Below are 15341 nucleotides of genomic sequence, written 5' to 3' on the forward strand. Positions count from 1 at the left end.
ATCGTCGGGCCGCGGCGACGCTGTGCGAGTCGCCGCGGCCCCTCGTGCGATCCTACTTGGCAGCCTTTGCGGCCTTGGCGGCAAGAGCCGCCTGGGCGGCCGCGAGACGGGCGATCGGCACCCGGTAGGGCGAGCACGACACGTAGTCGAGGCCGACGTCCTGGCAGAACGCCACCGAGGCCGGGTCGCCGCCGTGCTCGCCGCAGATGCCGAGCTTGATGTCGGGACGAACCGCCCGGCCGCGCTCCACGCCGATGCGCACGAGTTCGCCGACGCCTTCCTGATCGATGCTGATGAACGGATCCGCCGCCAGGATGCCCTTCTGCGTGTAGGCCCCGAGGAAGGTCGCGGCATCGTCGCGGGAGATGCCGAGGGCGGTCTGCGTCAGGTCGTTGGTGCCGAAGGAGAAGAACTCCGCCGTCTCGGCGATGTCGCCGGCCCGGAGCGCAGCCCGGGGCAGCTCGATCATCGTGCCGACCTGGTAATCAACCGTGCCGCCCGTTTCGGCAGCGACGGCCTTCGCCATGGCATCGATGCGCGCCTTGACGATGTCGAATTCCATCTTGGTGAAGACGAGCGGCACCATCACCTCTGGAGTGACGGGCGCGCCGGTCTCCTTGGCGGCCTGGACGGCAGCCTCGAAGATCGCCCGGGCCTGCATCTCGGCAATCTCCGGGAAGGCGATGGCGAGGCGGCAGCCACGGAAACCGAGCATCGGATTGAACTCGTGCAGCTCCATCATGCGGCGGCGCAGCTTGTCCTCCGAGACGCCGGTGCTCGTGGCGACGTCGCGGACCTCCTCGTCGGTATGCGGCAGAAATTCGTGCAGCGGCGGATCCAGGAGGCGGATCGTGACGGGCAGGCCCGACATGATCGTGAACAGCTCGACGAAGTCCTGGCGCTGGTAGGGCAGGATCTTGGCGAGCGCCGCGCGGCGGCCCTCCACGTCGTCGGCGAGGATCATCTCGCGCACGGCGACGATGCGGTCACCCTCGAAGAACATGTGCTCGGTACGGCACAGGCCGATGCCCTCGGCGCCGAAGTTGCGGGCGGCGCGCGCGTCGGTCGGGGTGTCCGCGTTGGTGCGGACCTTCATGGTACGCACCTTGTCGGCCCAGCCCATGAGGGTGGCGAACTCGCCCGATAGGGACGGCTCCAGCATCGCCACCTCGCCGAGGAGCACCTGGCCCGTCGAGCCGTCGATGGTGATCTTGTCGCCGGCCTTCAGGGTGGTCCCGGCGACCGAGAGGGTGCCGGCCTTATAGTCCACGCGGATCGAGCCGACGCCGGAGACGCAGGGCTTTCCCATGCCGCGGGCCACCACGGCCGCGTGGCTGGTCATGCCGCCGCGGGTGGTGAGGATGCCCTCGGAGGCGTGCATGCCGTGGATGTCCTCCGGAGAGGTCTCCACGCGCACCAGGATACACTTGCGCTCGGCCTTGCGAGCGGCCTCGGCATCCTCGGAGTTGAAGACGATCTCGCCGGTGGCGGCGCCCGGCGAGGCCGGCAGGCCGGCGGCGATGACCTTGCGCTCGGCCTTCGGGTCGATGGTCGGGTGCAGGAGCTGATCGAGGGCGGCGGGCTCGACGCGGCCGATGGCCTCCTCCTCGGTGATCAGGCCTTCCGCGGCCAGATCGACGGCGATCCGCAGGGCCGCCTTGGCGGTGCGCTTGCCGTTGCGGGTCTGGAGCATCCAGAGCTTCCCGCTCTCGATGGTGAACTCCATGTCCTGCATGTCGCGGTAGTGGTTCTCGAGGAGGCCGTAGATCCGCACCAGCTCCGCATAGGAGTCGGGCATGGCCAGCTCCATCGACGGACGGTCGGACTTCGCCTCGATGCGGGCCTTCTCGGTGATGTCCTGCGGGGTGCGGATGCCCGCCACCACGTCCTCGCCCTGGGCGTTGATCAGGAACTCGCCGTAGAGGGCGCGCTCACCGGTGGACGGGTTGCGGGTGAAGGCGACGCCGGTGGCCGAGGTGTCGCCCATGTTGCCGAACACCATGGCCTGGACGTTGACGGCCGTGCCCCAGCTCTCCGGAATGCTGTTCAGCTCGCGGTACTTCTTCGCGCGCGGAATCATCCAGGAATCGAACACCGCGCCGATGGCGCCCCAGAGCTGGTCCTCGGGCGCCTGCGGGAAGTCGGCGCCGTGCTCGGCCTTCACGATGGCCTTGTACTTGCCGACGAGGTGCTTCCAGTCCTCGGCCCCGAGCTCGGTGTCGAGGCTGACGCCCTTGCCTTCCTTGTAGTGCTCCAGCGCCTCCTCGAAGGCGTGGTGCTCCACGCCGAGGACGACGTTCGAGTACATGGTGATGAAGCGGCGGTAGGAATCGTAGGCGAAGCGCGGGTCGCCGGCGCCCTGCGCCAGGGCCTCGACCGTGACGTCGTTGAGGCCGAGGTTGAGCACGGTGTCCATCATGCCCGGCATCGAGGCGCGGGCGCCCGAGCGGACCGAGACGAGGAGTGGGTTCTCCGGATCGCCGAAGCCGCGTCCGGTGAGCGCGCCGACGGCGTCCAGGGCGGCCTTGACCTGGCTCTTCAGCTCGTCCGGATACTGCTGTCCGTGGTCGTAATAGTACGTGCAGACTTCGGTCGTGATGGTGAAACCGGGTGGTACCGGAAGACCGAGATTCGACATCTCCGCGAGGTTCGCGCCCTTCCCGCCCAGGAGGTTGCGCATGGACGACTGGCCCTCGGCCTTGCCGTCACCGAAGGAGTAGACCCACTTGCCCATCTGTATCCGTCCGCTTGCAGGAGTGAACACTGCCCCATGCCTAACACGGCGGGTTGGACCATCTTCTGCTGCAACGCAAGATGAACGGCTTCTCCAGGCGGGCACCGCGTGACGCTTCGGGCCCGCTGTAACGGAGCCGTTGCCGGATCAGCCGAGCGCGCGGAAGACGCCGAGGCCGATCAGGCCGACCAGGATCAGGTAGATCGCCACGATGACGTTCAGCAGCCGCGGGACGATCAGGATCAGCACGCCGGCGGCCAGGGCGATGACGGGCTGAAGACTGGAGATCGTGATGGTCATGGGGCGCGCTCCGGCACGGCTTCAGGACTTGTCGGCGCCGCGCGGCGGCTCAGACGCGGTACTTGCCGTTGCGCCTGACCAGGACCTGCGTGCCTACGGGCACCCGCTCGTAGAGGTCGACGATGTCCTCGTTGAGCATCCGCACGCAACCGGACGACATCTGCTCGCCGATGCTCCAGGGCTCGTTGGTGCCGTGGATGCGGAAGAGGATGTCGCGGTTGCCCTGGTAGAGGTAGAGGGCGCGGGCGCCGAGGGGATTGTCGACGCCGCCCTTTCGGGTGCGTGGCAGGTCCGGGTTGAGGGAGACCATCGTGGTGGTGGGGCTCCAGTCGGGCCAGACACCCTTGCGCCCGACCCGGGCCTGGCCCTTCCAGGAGAAGCCGAGCTTGCCCACGCCGACGCCGTACTGCACCGCCGTCCCGTCCTCCTGCACCAGGGCGAGCTGCCGGTTGTCAATGTCGACGACGATCGTGCCGGGCTTCTCCGGACCGGTGTAGCGCACCACCTGCCGGCGATACTTCGGATCGAGCCGGGACTTGTCGACCAGGGGGACGTCGTAGGGCTTGTCCGGCATCGTGCCGGTGTACCAGGCCGCTTCGTCGTCCTGGGCCAGGTTCACGGGGCCACGGGACTGGCATGCCGCGAGGGGCGCGATCAGGATCAGGCCGAGGATGAGGCGGCGGGACGGCATGGACAGCTCCACGTTTCGACGCGTCGGAGGACGGCTCTGTCCCCTGACTACCGCTCCCGGGGCGCCGACGTTGTGTCATTCCCGCCGCAGGTAAGCAGTTGCGTGCTCGAGCAGCCCTGCGGCGGAGGCGTCCGAGATCGGATGATGACGGCGGGACGAGCCGGGCTGCGCCCCGCGCATTGCATCGCGCGAACGGGACTTCCATGATGGCTCCGGGCCGCCATGGGCTCCGGAGTACGGGTGACGATGGTCGAAACGCAGGTGCTTTCCGAGATCGATGCGGGCGCCCCTCTGGCCGACCTCGCCCCCGCCGTCCATCTCGACCACTGCGTCATCCACGTCACGGACTGGGAGCGCTCGAACGCGTTCTATCGTGACGTGATGGGGGCCGAGATCATCTCCCGCGGGTCGGCCTTCGTCTATCGCTTCGGCGGCGTCCAGCTGAACGTGCACGGGCCGGGGGTGAACGCGACGCCGCTGGCGCGGATCCCCGTGCAGCCGGGGAACAGCGATCTGTGCTTTCGCTGGTCGGGCACGATCGAGCAGGCCGCCGACCACCTCGCGTCGCTGGGCGTGACGATCGAGCTCGGACCCGTGGAGCGCAACGGTGCCGCCGGCGCCGGGGTGAGCCTCTACTTCCGAGACCCTGACGGCTCCCTGATGGAGTTCATCACCTACCCGGCCTCCCCGTAGGCACGCGGGCTCGGCCTTCGCCCTCAGCCCCGGCTCTGGGCGAGCTGCTGGTTGGTCTGTTCGAGGCGGAGCGCCAGTTCGCGCATCACCGCGATGGCGATGGGCGGGAACTGCGCCAGAAGTTCCAGGAAGACCGTCCGATCGATGCGCAGGGCCATGGCCGGATCGACGGCGGCGACGGTCGCCGAGCGCGGCTGGTCGGCGAGGATGCCCATCTCCCCGACGAGGGCGTTCGCGCCCAGCAGCGCCAGGCGAAAAGGACCTTGCGGTCCGTCGATGGAGACCTCCGCCGAACCTTCCAAGAGAAGATAGGCCGCATCGGCCGCGTCGCCCCGAGCGAAGAGCTGCTGGCCGGCCTCGAAATGCACGCGCTCGCTGGTGAAGGCGAGAAGCTTCAGGCGCGACGGCTCGACACCGCGGAACAGGGGCACCTGGCGAAGGGACGAAACCTCTGTCTCGAGGGTCATTGAGTCGGGCTCCCGTGACGCGACGTCCCTCCCGGTCCGGCACGATCCTGGCGCATCCAATGCGGGTCGGCGCCCCTTTGTCCAGACCCCGACGGCCCGCGGGCTGCAGCGCCCCCAGCGGAACCGATCCGCCTGGGCCTCAGCCCGTCAGAACAGCCTCCACATCTAACGGTTAAGCTTAAATTAATCGCCAATCCTCGGGGCCTGGACTGCTCGCTCCGCGATCAGATGAGGAACCATCGATATTGGCAAAGGTTGTCTTGGCAGTGAACGCAAAGCTGAGGAGGCGCTGATGGCATCAGGAAATTCCACCTCGAAGCGAGGTTTCGCATCGATGGACCTCGAACGGCAGCGGGAAATCGCGAGCAAGGGCGGCCGCAGCGTGCCGGCCGAGAAGCGCTCATTTTCGCAGGATCGCGAGTTGGCCTCGAATGCGGGCCGCAAGGGCGGTCAGTCGAGCGGCTCCGGCCGTCCCGGCGACGAGTAGCACACGTTTCGGCGCGTAGCCCTCAAGGGCTACGCGCCTTTTCCGTGCCCTCTCAATCTACGAAAACGCCCCGTTCGAGCAGAACGGGGCGTTTTCGTATGTCTCGATTGTTCGATCGGCTTCGGTCAGGTCATGCAACGGCCCGGCACCATACGACGGGCCTCCGGACCGGCCAGGGAACTGATGGCCCGCTCGCAGCCTTCCTGGAGCGGCTTGCGCAGCCGGAGCAGCTCCCTGTCGCTGGCCGTCCTCCCCAGAGCGGGAGCAACCGGCTCGGAACGCGGTGCCGCACTCGGAACGGATGCGAGATGCACATGGCCGACTGTTGCCGGAATGTCGCGGATTTCGGGATTTTCCTGCTGCGCAAGCGAAGCGACCGGTTTGGTTGCCGGCGCCCACTGATCGGCCGCCAGGCGGATCGTCGGATGGATCAGCAACGTCAGTACGGCGGCCGGTCCACTCACGCTGAGAAAGAAGCCAGACCGAGACATTGTCTTAATCTCCGCGCAGAGCTTGACAGGTTGTCAGCTCAACGCAGACCGGAAACAACGGTTCCTTAACCCTTTTGATCTGGATATCCAGTCCTTAAGGCGATGCGTCGCATTCTCTGGATTGCCGAGGCCATGACCCGGGGCCTCTCGGATCCCGTGGCGAATTTGCATCGGCACAGGAAAAAAGCGCTCGCCGAGATGCCGGCTCGGAACCGCTCCGCGCGCTGGTCGTTATCCCTGCACCCGGCCGCCTGGTCCTCCCCCGCATTCCCCTTGTGCATAGGCCGGAACCTTTCAGCGGGTCGGAGCAAATCCGACCCGTTTTTTTGTGCCGGTTTTCCGGGCGGCGGTGGCCCGTGAAGGTGGCGTGAAAAAACCCCGGCCGCTGGACCGGGGTTCGTTTCGTCGCTCGTAAGCCGATCCTAGCAGGCGGCCAATACGCGCTTGGCGGACGATCAGGCCGATTTGGCCTCGCGCCGCCGCGCGCTCTGCTGGAAGAACAGCGCCTGGCTGATCACCGCCGAGACGTTGGCGGGCTGGAAAGGCTTGGCGATGAGGAAGGCCGGCTCGGGCCGCTCGCCGGTGAGGAAGCGCTCGGGATAGGCCGTGATGAAGATCACCGGAACCTCGAAGGTCTTCAGGAGGTCGTTCACCGCGTCGAGGCCGGAGCTGCCATCGGCGAGCTGGATGTCGGCCAGGATCAGGCCCGGGCGCGTGCCGCCGGAGGCGATCTTGATCGCTTCGGTGCGGGTGCGTGCGACGCCGATCACGTTGTGGCCCAGGCCTTCCACGAGCGCTTCGAGATCCATCGCGATCAGCGGCTCGTCCTCGATGATGAGGATCTCGGTCGCCATGTCGGCGGCGAGCTCGCGTCCGGCTTCGTCCACGAGGTCGCGGACCTGGCTGACGTCGACGTCGAGGATGATCGCGGCATCCTCTTCGGAGAAGCCCTCGAGGCAGGAGAGCAGGAAGGCCTGGCGCGGCAGGGGCGTGATCTGACCGAGGCGGACTTCCGCCGGCAGATCGTGCTGAACCTGCTCGCTCTGGCCGTTCACCGAGAGCGAGTTCCAGATGCGGGTGAAGACGCGGAACAGGTCGGCCTTTACGTTGGAGCTGCGGCCGAGTGTCTCCGGCTCGTTTACGAGTGTTTCCAGCGTGGCTGCCACGTAGGCGTCGCCAGCAACCTGGCTGCCGGTCAGCGCCCGCGCATAACGGCGCAGGTACGGCAGATGCTGAACGACGAGTTGAGCTGTCGACATTATATCCCCTTGGCTTTGCCGTTCTATCGGGCGCCTCCGCCACAACGCGGAATGCAGGGCTCCGTTCCGCTGAGCGGGAACCGATTGTTCACACCAGCGTTGCAGGTGCAGCCATGGCCTATGTGAAGCCGCAAAACAATCGCGGCGATGTCGCTTGTCGACATCCAAGGGGACCGACGTATGGACGAAAACGGACCGGGTGCCGGCCCCTCACCCGAGGGTGCCGACCCGAAGACAGGCGACGCTTTGCCCGGGCAGGGCCTGAGTGATCATACTCAGAAGCGAATCGGGCTTCACCTGCGGGCCATGTACGACACCATCGTGCAACAACCGGTGCCGGATCGATTCCGCGATCTCATCGCCAAACTCGACGCCTCGGCCACCAATTCCGAGCCCTCGAGCTGAGGCGGTTCCCGTCGCACCTGCATTCCCTCCCTGGGCCGCATAGGTCCGTGGCGGCGCCTCCGCCCGTATCGAAAAAGGGCCGCTCTTCGTGAGCGGCCCTTTTCATGTCTTCAAACGTCCGGCGCGCCTGCGCCGAGGGACGTCAGAGCGTCGGCGAACGACCGCGCATCAGGCCGATCACGGCCGAGATGGCGAACAGGACGATCGCCACGAAGAACACGAGCTTTGCGGCTTCCATCGCCGTACCGGCAATTCCACCGAAACCAAGCAGCGCCGCGACGAGGGCGACGACCAGGAACGTAACGGCCCATCCGAGCATGTGACTCTACCCTTCATCAAGTACGGTGCAGCATCGGCTGCGACCTCATGACAGCATAACGCCAAGTTAGCGGGACGGTTCCTGGGTTCGTCACAGGTTCGCCACGTTTTCCCCGGGCGATGGACGGCACGTTTCACTCAGTTCTTCGATGGCGCCGCAGGGCGGAAACCAGGATCGGCGTCACAGAGCGTTGCGGCGGACGACGCGTCGCCAGACGAGACCGGCTAGGGCGAGGGCGAGGCCGTACTGCGCGAAGCCGTTCTCCGCGAGATCGCCGATCGATCCGTGCATCTGAAGCAGAAGGCGCGTCAGGCCATTCAGGACGATCACGGTGCCACAGAACAACGCTGACGCGGCTAGGATAGCGATGAAATCGGGCATGGCGGCGCATCCGGTTGACCCGGACACCTCCACGCAAAGCGTGCGCCAGAGCCCCGATCCTTCACGAATACGGGCTTCCGCCTCCCGGCCGTACGGCGGGGATGAACGCGCGTGTCAGGGGCGGCGCGACGCCGCCGGCTTCGGGCGGGTACCCGTCGTCGCCGGGGTCGGTGTGGCGGCCGGCTGGGCCGCGGGCGGGCGCGGCGTTTCCACGACGAGACGTTTGACCGGCCAGCCGTCGGCCCAACGCTCCATGTCGCTGAAGCGCGGGTTGGCTTTCAAGCCCGCGGCGTCTGTTCCACCGAAGGCCGCGGCCGCGGCGAGGTCGAAGGTCTTCCAATAGGCGAGATAGTCGAGGCTGTCGGCGCGGGAATTGTTGATCTGGGAGACCAGGGTGGTTTGCTCGCCGGTGAGGGCCATGTCGGGCGACCACTTGAAGGGCGGTGCCGGCTGCTTCGGGTCGCGGGGCGGCTCTGGCGGCAGCTTGATTGCCGATCCGTCATAGGCGGCATCCACGCCGGCCGGCGACGTCAGCGTCGCGGCCAGGGCGGGAAACCCATGGTCGTCCGAGAGGGCGCGCACGAACAGCTTGCGCTCGCTCGGCACGCCGCTGGCCTCCCGCAGAAGGCGTCGCCCCGCCAGGTCGGCAGCCCGCGCGTCCCGGTCGCCGATGACGGTGATGATCAGAGTCTCGGGCGCGATCCGGCCGAGATCGTGCAGGACGATCCCACGGGCACGTGCGTCGCTGGCGATACCGCCGGGCATGATCGCGAAGACGAGACGCGGGATCGGCAGGCCCTGCTCGGCCGCGTCGGCGGCGAGGTTGGCGGCGATCGGTGCGCCGGCGAGGTGCCCGATGACGGCGACCCGCTTCGGGTCGGGCTTGGCGTCGGCATCGCTCGCCAGGTCGGACAGCGTCGACTTGAGGATGCGCTCGGCGATCGCGCTCGCCTCCGACGGGCGCGTCCGGTTGAGGTCCTGAAAGCGCGGAAAGATGACGAGCGAGCCGGTTCGGGCGAGGTGGTCGATCCAGCTGCCGTAGGCCTGCGGATTGGGGGCCCCCCAAGCGTGAAGGAAGACGACGACCGGGCGGCCCTCGGCCGGTGCGGCGCCCGCCTTGTGGAAGACGAAGCTGCCGGAGCCGGCCTTGCCGAGGCCGCGCTTCACGACGGTTGCAGCGCGATCGCCGACCCCGCCGGGCCCTTCCGCGGGCTGGCTCGGCGGGGCGGCGGCGATGGCTGGAACGACCGCCGCCATCAGCGCGGCGAGGCCCAGAGCGGCAACGCCGAGGCTCAGTGTGAAACGCATGGACAGTCCGATGACGCGGCCCGTGAGCTTCGAAGGCCAGTCCTCGCGAAGCACGGATCGAATGTGGGCCGAACCATACGGCAATCCGACGCGTCTGAGTGCGGTATTCCCGCCGCACTGGGCCGGCGGAATGTGGGATTCAGCGCTTGAACTGGCCGCGCCGCTCGTCGATCATTGCCGCAAGACGCATCAGATCGTTGGGCTGCGTTGCGTCGGTAACCGCTCGATAGACGTCGCGAAGACTGCTTCCGAGTGTCGCGAGCATCCGATCTTCGGGCAAGGCGGTCAGGGACGACCACGCTTCATCCAAACGCTGGGCACGGACCGATGGGGCAAAGTTCATCGTCGGCTTTCGGGCCATCGCGCGGCCTCTCGATTGCGTGAACCCGGACAACGGTCAAGCGCCCCGATGTTTCCACTGATCTATGATAATTTCAGGTTCCGCGCAGAGGGGAGCCGATGACGTCCGGCCCGGAGGCTGCGTCGTCGGGGCGTCCGGCGGCCTCCTCGACCCAGGCCAGGATATCCGCCGCGCGCCAGGGCTTTGGAATGAACGTCGCCGAGACGCGCAGGTCACTGGGCTGGTCCCCGGCATCGCCGGAGGTCAGAAGGACCCGGACACGCGGCCAGGTGACGCCGATGATCCGGGCCAGTTCGAAGCCCCCGATCGGCCCCGGTGTGCGGACATCCGAGAAAACGACGCTGACCTCATCGCCCCGATCATTGAGGATCGCCAGGGCGCGTTCGGCCGTCTCGGCCTCGATCACCCGGAAGCCGGTCTCTTCGAGAAGCTCGGCCGCGAGGAACCGCTCATCTGGCTCGTCCTCGACGACGAGGATCACGGGACGTGCGTCAGATGGGGTCACTGCACTCATGGGTCCGGTACGCTCTTCGGGCCAGAACGGCGGGCCAAGTGCAATCTTGCGCCACGGAGGCGCGAAGCTGTCAATGTGGCGGAACCGACCAATAGCCCCGAAGGAACGCCGCGCAGGCCCGTTGTGCTTTCAGTGCCACGCTTTCGCGAGGTTTTTAGCCAACACCATGAGATTTGAGAAAGGCTAGGGCCCGCGCCCAACCGTCCTTCGCATCGCCTTCACGGTAGCTCGGCCGGTAATCCGCATGAAATCCATGCGGCGCGTCCGGATACACGACGAGCTCCACCGACTTGCCAGCGGCCTTGGCCTTGTCCCGCGCGGCTTCCACAGCCGGGACCGGGATGCCGGTATCCGCGCCACCGTACAGGCACAGGAGCGGTGCGTTGATGTCCGCCGCCAGATCCGTGGCCGTGCGAGGCTGGATCTCGGTGCGCTCACCGCCGACGGGTCCGTACCACGCGACCCCCGCCTTGAGGTCCTTCCGGTGGGCGGCGTAGAGCCAGACGCCACGGCCGCCGCGGCACCAGCCCATCGTTCCGATCCGTGACGGATCCCCATGCGAGGCCGAGACCGCCCAGTCCGCGGCGGCGTCCAGGTCGGCGATCCATTGGGCGTCCGGAGTCTTCGAGATGACATCGCGAATGATCACCTTCGCGTCCGTCATGGTCGAAAGATCGCCCTGGCGGGCATAGAGCTCGGGAGCGACCGCACAGTAGCCGACCTTAGCGAGCCGGCGGCAGATATCCTTGATGTAGTCGTGAACGCCGAAGATCTCTTCGATGACGAGGATGACCGGAAACGGCCCCTCTCCCTTCGGCATGGCCCGGTATCCGGGCATCGGGCCATCGGCGGCGGGGATCTTCACTTCACCGGCTTCGATGTCCTCGGCGTCGGTCCTGATGACCTGGGCCTCGACGGAACTCGTCGCGAGGGTCAGCCCCGTCATCAGGCTCGTCATGACGAAACCGCGCCGGGAAAAGGGCGGTGTCAGGAGTCCGTCGAGGCCCTCGAGCGGCATGGTGTCAGCGCGATGATCCGACGTGTGCGACATGGTGTTCCCGGGGCGAACTGGGAGAAGCGATCGCGCGGGACGAAGACATCCTGGATCGCAACCGGGAAGTTAGGGCTCGGCGCCGCGCCGAACAGTCTCAGAGGGCCACGCGCTGGCGTGCCGCCTCGCCCGTCCGCGGATCGGCCAGCGAACCTGCGCGCCGCGTCGCCGAACGGGCCTCGCCGGCCGGGGTGCGCTTCCGGGCCACCCCGGAACTCGCCGGCTTGGGCCGAACGAGATCGCCCAGGGGCACGAAGCCCGCGTCGCCCCGTCGCGTCCCGGCGCCGGCGACCACCCCGAAGGCGATCGCGAAGGACTGCGAGAGGCCGGAATCCATCTCGACCCCGAATGCCGACACGGCGGCGAGGAACGCTTCCCGGAAGCTGCGCAGTGTGCACCAGCTCTTCTCGGCCAGATGCATCGGCCATTCCCAGAGTTCGCCCCGCCGCTGGGAAACCATGTCACGCGCGATGAAATAGCCGGTCTCGCGATGCTCGAGGCCGTCGGCGGCGACGCACCAGTCAGCGTTCTCGAACAGGATCGCCGTCGGCTGGCACCCATGGTCGGGAGACAGGTCGTCGAGAGGCAGATCGTCCAGAGGCGAGTCGTCCAAGGGCAGGTCGAACATGATGTCCCCTCTTCGCCAGCTTCGGAGCCGCCGCGTGGCCGTCCCGAAATGGATCAGAACATTGGGGGAACAGTGGGGATAAATCGATCGAGCGTCAAGGGTTTGTTCTTGGTGTGTTCGATCGGAGCAAAGGCAGCCCTAGCGCGGCGTCCGCTCGAACAGCGCATGCTCCACCCGATCGCCGGCATGGATCCGGAGACGCGCGGCCGTTCCGGCGTTCAGCTCCAACACGGAGAGAACCGGCTCGTTCGAAGGGATCACCTTGGTGGAGAGCGGCTCGGTATCAGCGGCGATCTTGGCGATGGTGCCGTCGGCCCGGATGAACAGCATGTCGAGCGGCAGGTAGGTGTTCTTCATCCACATGGCCACGGGCGCCGAGGCCTGGAAGTCGAACAGCATGCCGTGGTCGGGCGCCATGGTGCGCCGGTACATCAATCCGCGCGAGCGGTCGGCATCGGTGCGCATCACCTCGACGGCGAAGACGTGCCGCCCCTGGCGGCCGACGATGCTCAGCGGCTCGGTCGGCCCGGAGGCCGCATCCTGCGCCGTCGCGTGGCCGAGGAGCAGCCCGAACAAGGCGAGGGCGAGGAGCGCGCGAATCCCGTCGCGCCAATCGATCAAACGTCGCGTGACCACCGGACCATCCGTCAGTGTGAGGCGGGCAGTGCACCGTCGAGGAGCCGAACTTCGGCGGCCATCTTGCCCTTGGAACCATCGCCGTAGCGGACGAGAACGGTCTCGCCCGGCTTGAGTTCGGCGATTCCGTAACGGCGGAGCGTCTCCATGTGAACGAAGATGTCCGGCGTCCCGTCGCCGCGGCTGAGGAATCCGAAGCCGCGCAGGCGGTTGAACCACTTCACCACGGCGGTTTCGAGGCCGCTGGTCGGCGTGACGGTGACGTGGGTGCGCGGCAGGGGCAGTTCGGAGGGATGGAGCGCGGTGGACTGATCGAGGGAGATGACCCGAAAGGCCTGCCAGCCGCGGGGCCGCTCCGTGGCCTCCACCACCACGCGGGCTCCCTCGCTGGCGCTCTGATGCCCGTCCCGACGCAGGCAGGTGATGTGGAGGAGCACGTCGGCCGAGCCGTCGTCCGGCACGATGAAGCCGAAGCCCTTCGCCACGTCGAACCATTTGATCCGGCCCGATACCTCCGTGAGGTCGAGCGGGCGCTGCGCCTCGGCGCCCTGGCCCTCGACGGCGCGGGTGTCGTCCTGCTCTCCCGACGAACGCTGCCCGAAGGGGCCTGAACCGAACTCGTCAGACATGTAAGCAACCCACACCGAATCACGTCTCGCGACCCGCACCAGAGATTAACAAAGTCATGACTCGGCGGAAGCCCGTTTGGCGATCCTCGTTGGACTTCGATGCCGCATTGTTCGGCAGGGCGGTGCGGGGGCAACAGCAGACCCCCGACGATCGCGCCCCAAGCTCGCGCTGAGCTTCAGTATTTTTGGGCTCGGATCGTCGGCGGTCAAAATTTGTTAGCCTAGGGCGCGGAAAAGCTGCAAAGTCTGTCAGCGACCCTGGACCGTCGCGACGGCTCGGGATCGATGCTAGGGCCTGCGCGATGATGCGCCCGCCCCTCTCCTCCGCTGCGTCCCGCTTCCGGTACGCGACCCTCGATGTCACGCGCGGCATCGCCCTCGCGGCCATGGCGCTCTACCACGCCACCTGGGATCTCGGGGCGGTGCGTCTCACGCCCGAAAACTATGCGCTGACGCCGTCGGGCCGTCTCGCCGCACACGGCATCGCCGGAAGCTTCCTGCTCCTCGTGGGGATCGGGCTCGTGCTGATGAACGGCGAGCGCATCGCGGCGCGGCCGTTCGTTCTGCGGCTGGCCCGGATCACCGGTGCGGCGCTGCTCGTGACCGTCGCGACGGTCGTCACCGATCCGTCCAGTTACATCTTCTTCGGAATCCTGCACTGCATCGCCGTATCGAGCGTGCTGGCGCTGCCCTTCCTGCGGGTCCTGCCGCGCTGGGCTTCGGTTCTCGCCGCGGCGCTCGTCCTGGCAGGGCCGCACCTGATCTCGGGCGGGATCCTCGATGCGCCGATGCTGTCCTTCCTGGGACTCGGGCGCGCCATGCCGCAGACCAACGACTACGTACCGCTGTTTCCCTGGTTCGGACTGGTTCTCGCCGGTGTCGCGACGGCCCTGTACGGCCTGGCCGCCGTCCGCCGCTCGCGGCTCGCGACCTGGACGCCCACCGGCCGCCTTGCGCGGGGGCTGGCCTGGGCCGGGCGCCACAGCCTGGCGATCTACCTGATCCACCAGCCGATCCTGATGGGACTTTTCCTGGGGCTGGTGACCGTGACGGGCCCGCACCCGCAGGCGGGAGTGGCCGAATTCCGGGCGCTCTACGTGCGCAACTGCGTCGCGACGGGGGGCGAGACACAGGCCTGCACCCGCGCGGCGGCCTGCGTCTCCGATGCGTTCCGCCGGGAAAACCTCTGGGCGGACCGGCCGCGCAGCTTCACCGCCGAGGAGCGCCTGCGGGCCCAGGGCCTGTCGCAGGGCTGTTACGAGGCAGCGGAGGGAACGGCGCCGGCTCCGTGAATCCGGCGCGCGATCTTCCGGTGCGGTCGGTCCTTTGGGTCAGTCCTTGGCGCGCTCCACGTAGGAGCCGTCCTCGGTCATGATCACCACGCGGGTGCCGACGGCGATGTGCGGCGGCACGGCGGTACGAACGCCGTTGGAGAGGATCGCGGGCTTGTAGGACGAGGAGGCCGTCTGGCCCTTCATCGCCGGCTCGGTCTCGGTGACTTCGAGGACGACGCGCTGCGGCAGATCGAGGGTCAGCGCCACGCCGTTATGAGTCGAGACCATCACGGCCATGCCTTCCTGAAGGTACGGGGCGGCATTGCCGACGACGTCCTTGGGGATCGCGACCTGATCGTAGTTCTCGGGGTTCATGAAGTGGAAGCCCTCGCCGTCCTCGTAGAGGAAGGTGTGCTCCCGGTCCTCGACGAAGGCGCGCTCGACCGATTCGGTGGTGCGGTAGCGCTCGGACACCTTCACGCCATCGGTGATGCGGCGCATGTCGAGCTGGGTCACCGGGGTGCCCTTGCCGGGGTGGATGTTCTCGACCGTCAGGATGACGTAGAGCTTGCCATCCTTGTCGACGACGTTGCCCTTGCGGAGCGTAGAGGCGATCACCTTCACGGGGTCTGGTCCTGCTGTGTTCGTTGAGAAAAACGACTTGGCACCCCGACGCGGATCTCTCCGCGGGAGCGACATCTTGGCTCCGCCAC

At 67.3% G+C, this 15341-nt stretch carries 20 protein-coding genes; 4 read left to right on the forward strand and 16 right to left on the reverse strand.

What is annotated here, in order from left to right:
• Nucleotides 1–52: 52 nt before the first annotated feature.
• From ppdK to ASF20_RS07105, 3 genes are all read right to left on the reverse strand, one after another.
• Entirely contained in the window at nucleotides 53–2734 is a 2682-nt protein-coding gene (gene ppdK, locus ASF20_RS07100; protein WP_056272445.1) for a pyruvate, phosphate dikinase, read from the reverse strand.
• 147 nt (nucleotides 2735–2881) lie between these two features.
• Nucleotides 2882–3034, reverse strand: a complete 153-nt coding sequence (locus ASF20_RS23190; protein ID WP_082501219.1) for a DUF3096 domain-containing protein — start codon at nucleotides 3032–3034, stop codon at nucleotides 2882–2884.
• A 49-nt stretch (nucleotides 3035–3083) separates the two neighbouring features.
• Entirely contained in the window at nucleotides 3084–3725 is a 642-nt protein-coding gene (locus ASF20_RS07105; protein WP_056211338.1) for a L,D-transpeptidase, read from the reverse strand.
• A 246-nt stretch (nucleotides 3726–3971) separates the two neighbouring features.
• Between ASF20_RS07105 and ASF20_RS07110 the strand changes: the two genes are divergently transcribed.
• Nucleotides 3972–4418, forward strand: a complete 447-nt coding sequence (locus tag ASF20_RS07110; protein WP_056211336.1) for a VOC family protein — start codon at nucleotides 3972–3974, stop codon at nucleotides 4416–4418.
• A gap of 23 nt (nucleotides 4419–4441) precedes the next feature.
• Here the strand turns inward: ASF20_RS07110 and ASF20_RS07115 are convergent, their stop codons facing one another.
• Entirely contained in the window at nucleotides 4442–4885 is a 444-nt protein-coding gene (locus tag ASF20_RS07115; RefSeq protein ID WP_056211334.1) for a Crp/Fnr family transcriptional regulator, read from the reverse strand.
• Nucleotides 4886–5177: 292 nt separating this feature from the next.
• On the opposite strand from ASF20_RS07115, the gene ASF20_RS07120 reads away from it, so the two are divergent.
• The gene (locus tag ASF20_RS07120) at nucleotides 5178–5372 is read left to right on the forward strand and encodes a KGG domain-containing protein (protein WP_055953126.1); all 195 of its coding nucleotides are present in this window, start codon (nucleotides 5178–5180) and stop codon (nucleotides 5370–5372) included.
• Between the two features lie 125 nt (nucleotides 5373–5497).
• Here the strand turns inward: ASF20_RS07120 and ASF20_RS23900 are convergent, their stop codons facing one another.
• Together ASF20_RS23900 and ASF20_RS07125 are read right to left on the reverse strand one after the other, a co-directional pair.
• Nucleotides 5498–5863 (reverse strand): hypothetical protein, encoded by a 366-nt coding sequence (locus tag ASF20_RS23900; protein ID WP_156647990.1) that lies wholly within the window; start codon nucleotides 5861–5863, stop codon nucleotides 5498–5500.
• 455 nt (nucleotides 5864–6318) lie between these two features.
• On the reverse strand, nucleotides 6319–7122 hold the full coding sequence (locus ASF20_RS07125; protein WP_055953119.1) for a response regulator: 804 nt from the start codon (nucleotides 7120–7122) through the stop codon (nucleotides 6319–6321).
• Between the two features lie 180 nt (nucleotides 7123–7302).
• Between ASF20_RS07125 and ASF20_RS07130 the strand changes: the two genes are divergently transcribed.
• Nucleotides 7303–7527, forward strand: coding sequence for a NepR family anti-sigma factor (locus tag ASF20_RS07130; RefSeq protein ID WP_056211330.1), 225 nt, complete (start codon nucleotides 7303–7305; stop codon nucleotides 7525–7527).
• A 142-nt stretch (nucleotides 7528–7669) separates the two neighbouring features.
• Here ASF20_RS07130 and ASF20_RS23195 read toward each other — a convergent pair whose 3' ends face one another.
• The 9 genes from ASF20_RS23195 to ASF20_RS07170 all read right to left on the reverse strand — a co-directional run bounded on the left by ASF20_RS23195 (nucleotide 7670) and on the right by ASF20_RS07170 (nucleotide 13354).
• A complete protein-coding gene (locus tag ASF20_RS23195; protein ID WP_003599466.1) occupies nucleotides 7670–7846 on the reverse strand; it encodes a DUF1328 domain-containing protein in 177 nt (58 codons plus the stop codon).
• A 180-nt stretch (nucleotides 7847–8026) separates the two neighbouring features.
• Nucleotides 8027–8227 (reverse strand): hypothetical protein, encoded by a 201-nt coding sequence (locus ASF20_RS07135; RefSeq protein ID WP_056272448.1) that lies wholly within the window; start codon nucleotides 8225–8227, stop codon nucleotides 8027–8029.
• A gap of 114 nt (nucleotides 8228–8341) precedes the next feature.
• On the reverse strand, nucleotides 8342–9535 hold the full coding sequence (locus ASF20_RS07140) for a hypothetical protein (RefSeq protein ID WP_056273640.1): 1194 nt from the start codon (nucleotides 9533–9535) through the stop codon (nucleotides 8342–8344).
• A 139-nt stretch (nucleotides 9536–9674) separates the two neighbouring features.
• Nucleotides 9675–9878, reverse strand: a complete 204-nt coding sequence (locus ASF20_RS07145) for a hypothetical protein (protein ID WP_056272450.1) — start codon at nucleotides 9876–9878, stop codon at nucleotides 9675–9677.
• Nucleotides 9879–9969: 91 nt separating this feature from the next.
• The gene (locus ASF20_RS07150) at nucleotides 9970–10410 is read right to left on the reverse strand and encodes a response regulator (RefSeq protein WP_056272453.1); all 441 of its coding nucleotides are present in this window, start codon (nucleotides 10408–10410) and stop codon (nucleotides 9970–9972) included.
• A gap of 154 nt (nucleotides 10411–10564) precedes the next feature.
• A complete protein-coding gene (locus ASF20_RS07155) occupies nucleotides 10565–11428 on the reverse strand; it encodes a dienelactone hydrolase family protein (protein ID WP_056272456.1) in 864 nt (287 codons plus the stop codon).
• A 130-nt stretch (nucleotides 11429–11558) separates the two neighbouring features.
• Nucleotides 11559–12089 (reverse strand): hypothetical protein, encoded by a 531-nt coding sequence (locus ASF20_RS24575; RefSeq protein ID WP_200927197.1) that lies wholly within the window; start codon nucleotides 12087–12089, stop codon nucleotides 11559–11561.
• Between the two features lie 138 nt (nucleotides 12090–12227).
• Nucleotides 12228–12665, reverse strand: coding sequence for a DUF192 domain-containing protein (locus ASF20_RS07165; RefSeq protein ID WP_244476379.1), 438 nt, complete (start codon nucleotides 12663–12665; stop codon nucleotides 12228–12230).
• 71 nt (nucleotides 12666–12736) lie between these two features.
• Nucleotides 12737–13354, reverse strand: coding sequence for a cold-shock protein (locus ASF20_RS07170; RefSeq protein WP_056211323.1), 618 nt, complete (start codon nucleotides 13352–13354; stop codon nucleotides 12737–12739).
• A 305-nt stretch (nucleotides 13355–13659) separates the two neighbouring features.
• Between ASF20_RS07170 and ASF20_RS07175 the strand changes: the two genes are divergently transcribed.
• Nucleotides 13660–14646: a heparan-alpha-glucosaminide N-acetyltransferase gene (locus ASF20_RS07175; RefSeq protein ID WP_156648014.1), complete on the forward strand. Its 987-nt coding sequence runs from the start codon at nucleotides 13660–13662 to the stop codon at nucleotides 14644–14646.
• A 39-nt stretch (nucleotides 14647–14685) separates the two neighbouring features.
• Here the strand turns inward: ASF20_RS07175 and efp are convergent, their stop codons facing one another.
• Nucleotides 14686–15252, reverse strand: a complete 567-nt coding sequence (gene efp / locus ASF20_RS07180) for an elongation factor P (RefSeq protein WP_056211320.1) — start codon at nucleotides 15250–15252, stop codon at nucleotides 14686–14688.
• Nucleotides 15253–15341: the final 89 nt, after the last annotated feature.

The sequence above is a fragment of the Methylobacterium sp. Leaf88 genome (assembly GCF_001422795.1).
In the GTDB taxonomy this organism is placed as follows: Bacteria; Pseudomonadota; Alphaproteobacteria; order Rhizobiales; family Beijerinckiaceae; genus Methylobacterium.